At 56.2% G+C, this 2967-nt stretch carries 4 protein-coding genes; 2 read left to right on the top strand and 2 right to left on the bottom strand.

The window, feature by feature from the left end:
* Window positions 1-68: 68 nt before the first annotated feature.
* Together SV253_04680 and SV253_04675 are read right to left on the bottom strand one after the other, a co-directional pair.
* Window positions 69-329 (bottom strand): sulfurtransferase TusA family protein, encoded by a 261-nt coding sequence (locus SV253_04680; protein MDY6775358.1) that lies wholly within the window; start codon window positions 327-329, stop codon window positions 69-71.
* Between the two features lie 49 nt (window positions 330-378).
* Window positions 379-837, bottom strand: a complete 459-nt coding sequence (locus tag SV253_04675) for a universal stress protein (GenBank protein ID MDY6775357.1) — start codon at window positions 835-837, stop codon at window positions 379-381.
* A 107-nt stretch (window positions 838-944) separates the two neighbouring features.
* Here SV253_04675 and SV253_04670 point away from each other — a divergent pair, with 107 nt between their 5' ends.
* Both SV253_04670 and SV253_04665 read left to right on the top strand, forming a co-directional pair.
* The gene (locus SV253_04670; protein MDY6775356.1) at window positions 945-1583 is read left to right on the top strand and encodes a helix-turn-helix domain-containing protein; all 639 of its coding nucleotides are present in this window, start codon (window positions 945-947) and stop codon (window positions 1581-1583) included.
* 69 nt (window positions 1584-1652) lie between these two features.
* On the top strand, window positions 1653-2816 hold the full coding sequence (locus SV253_04665; GenBank protein ID MDY6775355.1) for a rhodanese-like domain-containing protein: 1164 nt from the start codon (window positions 1653-1655) through the stop codon (window positions 2814-2816).
* Window positions 2817-2967: the final 151 nt, after the last annotated feature.

Here is a 2967-nt window from a genome sequence, read left to right as displayed (position 1 = left end):
AAGTGAGAATCGAGGGACAGTGAACGGAGTGACCGTGTCCCTCGCAGTCTCTGTCAGCTTGGTCTAATTCATACACGCTCTATATACGCGACTACGCCTGACTCGGAGTCACGTATCTCAACGAGCTCGCCGCCGTCGAGCTTAGAGACCCACGACTCGACCTCGTCGCAGTCTTCCGACGGCTTTCCCGTCTTTATGGCTATCAGATCGCCCGGCTCCGACGAGTCGAGCTCCTTCTTCGCGTTCATTATAGGCATGAAACAGACTTCGTCCTCTACGTCTATGACGGCGTCACAGTCTTTCAGAGTCGCGGATTTACTCCCCACCATACTCCAAGAACGGCTTCGGGTCTCTAAAGTCTTGGTGTCGTAGGGTAGATCAGAGACCCTCGATCTCGGAGGGCTTCGGCTTACGTACAACGTATACGTCGTAGTCGCCCGCGCTCGCTGCACGGCCTCCGACGCTCGTGACAGGTGTTGCTATACGTCCGACGTTGTCACTCCCTATGAAGACTATACTCGGATCGTACTCACGTATGACTGATCCGAGCTCTGTGGCTATCGATCCCTTGGTCGAGTAGCCGCCTATTACGCTGTGTTCGAACGCAGCGTTCGGGGCTATCTCTGCGACCTCGTCCTCCAAGTACTCAGCAGCCTTCTCCAAGCTGAAGCCATCGTCCTCGTCTACCCAGCCTCTCGACCTCACGTACCTCTCGTCGTCTGGTAGTACGGAGGTAGCGACTATCGCCCAGTCCCCGAGGGCGTCGGCGTACTCCTTGGCTCGTCTCAGAGCTGCCTTCGAGAGGTCAGACGCATCGAAGGGCACCAAAGCTATCATACAGTCCGTCGTCGCTCCAGACTCATCGGCTTTTCCCTGTTCCGTGTTAGCTATGTTCGCTCGGGAGTCCGTTATTGTTATATACTTTTGTGTCATAATTGGGTGGTATGGTATCAGGGGTAAGGGTGGAGCTGACAGTCGGCAAGCCTCAGGACTGTCCTGTGGCTGAGGTCTCAGAGGAGGGTGGTGAGTCGGGTGCCGTCTCTAAGGCTGTTACTCCCGACGGAACAGCAGTAGAGGAGTTCACGTACACGGAGAGCTCAGTCGAGGAGTCAGACGAGGAGGTCGACGAGGTCTTCTCGTACGGCTCAGAGAACGTCTACAGGTTCGAGAGGGAGACGGGAATCGGCTGTGTGTGTGAGGTCATAGAGGACGCAGGCTGTCCCGTGTCCGACGTCAAGGGAGAGGACGGCTCTCTCCTAATCTCGTTCCACGCTCCCGACGTCGATACCCTCAAAGATATAACCACGGAGCTACGCGATGAGTTCTCCGACATTAGCCTCCAGCGTCTCGTGAGAACCGAGGACGAGGGCTCGAAGTCAGACATAGCCTTCGTCGACAGATCGGTTCTGACCGAGAGACAGACGGATGTTCTCAAGACGGCACACGAGATGGGGTACTTCGAGTACCCGAAGGGTGCAAACGCGAAGGAGGTCGCCGACGAGATCGGAATCTCCGCCTCGACCTTCTCGGAGCATCTCTCGGCGGCACAGAACAAGATACTCGGGGCTCTACTCGACGACTGAGGTGACGTTTAAACCCCCCGAAAATAAGGGCTGTTTATATTAGTGTCACCGCCGACTACACAGTATTGTATGGTGGGAACAGTAACGGCAGAAGATCTCAGAGACCTGCAGGACTCTGACGAGGAGTATGAACTTATAGACATGCGTTTCGAGGATCAGTTCGACGACTGGCACATAAAGGGGGCTAAGAACATACCCTTCATGGAGTTCGAGGAAGATCCCGACTCTTACCTCGACGAGATACCCGAGGACGAGCCCGTCTACCTACTGTGTGCAGAGGGAGGATCGTCGGAGTACGCCGCCGAGATGCTCGAAGAGAGAGGCTACGACAACGTCTACAACGTCGAGGGAGGAATGAAGGCGTGGAGTGCGGTCTATGACGTGACCCCCGTAGCTACACAGGACGACGATATCGAGATAGTACAGCTTCAGAGGAGATCTAAGGGCTGTCTCGGATACATAGTCGGTGACAAGGCGACGGGAGAGGCTGCGGCGATAGACGTCACGCGTCACACGAACGAGTACAAGGACGCCGCCGCCGAACGTGGCTTCGAGATAACCAAGGTCTTCGACACACATATCCACGCAGACCATATCTCGGGAGGAAGCCGACTCGCCGACGAACTCGACGTTCCGTACCATCTCGGATCTCCCGCCGAGACACGTAACCCTGGATTCGACTACGATCCCGTCGAGCCGAACCACACAGTTGAGGTCGGTAACGTGAGCATAAAGGCGGTACACACCCCGGGACACACCACAGGTTCGACGTCTTGGCTAGTCGAGGACGAGGCTCTGATGACGGGAGACACTCTCTTCGTCGAGTCGGTCGGACGTACTGAGCTCCAGTTCTCGGGAGAGGACGCCGAGGACGCCTCGACAGTACTCTACGACACTCTCCAGAACATGATGTCACAGCCTGACACAGTCAAGATACTCCCCGCACACTTCTCGGTCACAGACGACGGAGAGTTCATCGATGTCACACCCGGTACACCGATGGTGTCGACTGTGGGCAAGATAAGGACGAGCAACGAGATGATACAGATGGACAAGGACGAGTACGTCGAGGCTGCCTTCGAGAACATGCCCTCGAAGCCTCCCAACTACGAGGATGTCATCGCTATAAACGAGGGCAAGCAGGAGCTTGAAGGCGAGGAAGAGGCGACCAACCTCGAACTCGGACCCAACCGGTGCGCAGCGACCGAGGAGAGCGTAGTCGCAGACGACTGAGACCGGAAGAAGATAGATAAGAGGGCGTCTCTTCTTTCTTCTTTGTGGACATGAAAAACTCCGTAGTCGTAGGAGTAGCTGTAGCTATGGCTCTGTTGGTGCTGGCGTCTGTCTCGGTGGCGGCGTCGGTGGGTACAGTCTCGGCTCAGGA

It is taken from the genome of Candidatus Afararchaeum irisae (assembly GCA_034190545.1).
GTDB classification, from domain to species: domain Archaea; phylum Halobacteriota; class Halobacteria; order Halobacteriales; family Afararchaeaceae; genus Afararchaeum; species Afararchaeum irisae.
This window is presented reverse-complemented; position numbering and strand designations above follow the sequence as displayed.

Excerpts from the sequence above, each read along its gene's own strand:
- SV253_04680 (MDY6775358.1), bottom strand. The coding sequence starts at position 329 with ATGGTGGGGAGTAAATCCGCGACTCTGAAAGACTGTGACGCCGTCATA.
- SV253_04675 (MDY6775357.1), bottom strand. The coding sequence starts at position 837 with ATGATAGCTTTGGTGCCCTTCGATGCGTCTGACCTCTCGAAGGCAGCT.
- SV253_04665 (MDY6775355.1), top strand. The coding sequence starts at position 1,653 with ATGGTGGGAACAGTAACGGCAGAAGATCTCAGAGACCTGCAGGACTCT.
- SV253_04670 (MDY6775356.1), top strand. The coding sequence starts at position 945 with ATGGTATCAGGGGTAAGGGTGGAGCTGACAGTCGGCAAGCCTCAGGAC.